The organism is Caballeronia arvi, from assembly GCF_001544695.2.
GTDB lineage: Bacteria > Pseudomonadota > Gammaproteobacteria > Burkholderiales > Burkholderiaceae > Caballeronia > Caballeronia arvi.
In genome coordinates, this window is record NZ_FCOM02000220.1 from 1 (window position 1) to 1514 (window position 1514).

At 59.4% G+C, this 1514-nt stretch carries 2 protein-coding genes; one reads left to right on the plus strand and one right to left on the minus strand.

Annotation, left to right across the window (positions count from 1 at the left end; all coding sequences use genetic code 11):
* Positions 1–118 precede the first annotated feature (118 nt).
* Entirely contained in the window at positions 119–442 is a 324-nt protein-coding gene (locus AWB74_RS44470; protein ID WP_061152790.1) for a DUF4148 domain-containing protein, read from the minus strand.
* A gap of 377 nt (positions 443–819) precedes the next feature.
* On the opposite strand from AWB74_RS44470, the gene AWB74_RS44475 reads away from it, so the two are divergent.
* Entirely contained in the window at positions 820–1134 is a 315-nt protein-coding gene (locus tag AWB74_RS44475) for a DUF4148 domain-containing protein (RefSeq protein ID WP_061152791.1), read from the plus strand.
* Positions 1135–1514: the final 380 nt, after the last annotated feature.

Below are 1514 nucleotides of genomic sequence, written 5' to 3' on the forward strand. Positions count from 1 at the left end.
AAAGCCGGGTGACCGGCCTCTCACTGACCACCAGCGTCGGACCGTAGCCCCTACCGCGCGAGCGGTTTAGTCCTCCGATTGTCGGCCGACCCTGAGACCGGCCGAGGCACTTCGGCACTTACTGGCCGAAGTACGTGTTCAACGCTCGCGGCTGGGCGCCGATCGTGCGGCCCGACTGCGAGCCGTTGGCGACCGAACCATAGTCGCTCGACTGCACCGGCGCTTGTGCGAGGGTCTGGGCGCTCACACGCGCTTGCGCTGCCTGGATGTTCGACGGATACGACGGGTCACTGATGTTCGGGTTGTAGCCAGCCTTCTCCAGTTGGACCAGTTCAGCACGCACCTGAGCGCGCGAGAGCGGGCCGTCGGATTGTTGTGCGAACGACAGGGCGGGCACGGCGAGAGCAGCGGCGACGGTGACTGCGGAAATGAACGTCTTCATGATGACTACCTCCGATTCGGGATCTGATCGTGCTGCCGGTTTCGTGTTAAGCAGCTTGTGAACGGAGTGTAGAGACGACTTCTCGGAAGATCATTCTCGTTTCCGTTGAATGATCTTTGTCGAGATGGGAATAATCGCCTGAAGCGGTCGTTGCAGTGCACGAAGGCAATCACCTTCTATCTGCCGCACCCGTTGGCATTTGGCTCTCTCATGTTGCACCGCAACAAAGCGACGGCGATTCTTTGCCGATTTTGCAAAGATGCTTCCTCGTTGCGGCGAATGATCATTCGCCGCCCCATCCCTAAACTTCGGTCGTCCACTCGTCGCAACTGACATCGAGATATGCGCCGGGATTCATCGAAAACAGGGAGAGCATCATGAAATCGTGGGTCAACGCAGTCGTTGCAGTCGCAGTCTTATCCACACCGCTGGCCTCGTTCGCCCAATCGAGCGAGTCGGTAAGCCGTGCCCAAGTTCGCGCCGAGCTAGCTCAGGTTGAAAAGGCCGGTTATTCGCCGGCGGCGGAAGACGCCTCTTATCCGGCGAAACTGCAAGCAGCCGAAGCACGCGTATCCGATATGCGTCTTGCTCAGGCGCAGGCGGAAGGGTACGGCTCGTCGACGGGCGCGGCATCGCAATCCGGTCGAGTGAGCAAGCGCGTTGTTCCGCAAGGCGTGTTCTTCGGGCAGTGAACCAACAGAAGCGTCACGCACGGCGCGGCGTCCAGAGCCAGCGTTCTGGTTCATTGCATACAAAAGTCGAAATGCGCTTCCCGTGCGGCTAACGCGAACGTGAAGCGACCTCCGCCGCCGGATTACCGGTGGTTTTGCCCAGTCTGTGCATACGGCTGGGCTTTTTTGCGTGCATGCGGTGGTTCGGCTTTCGGGTTAACGCGACGCTATTCGAATTAAAATCACCCGCCGCAAAATTAATCAACCGTCCGGTCGGTTAATAGTTATACTCGCTCCATCGCATCTCAAAAAAGACAGCGGAGCCCATGTACACCCAATCCCTCGACCTCCCGAGCCCCACGCCTGCAGCCGAGGCGTCCCCATCCGCGGTATCTCCCGAG

Coding starts and splice junctions, on each gene's coding strand:
- AWB74_RS44470 (WP_061152790.1), bottom strand. CDS start 442: ATGAAGACGTTCATTTCCGCAGTCACCGTCGCCGCTGCTCTCGCCGTG.
- AWB74_RS44475 (WP_061152791.1), top strand. CDS start 820: ATGAAATCGTGGGTCAACGCAGTCGTTGCAGTCGCAGTCTTATCCACA.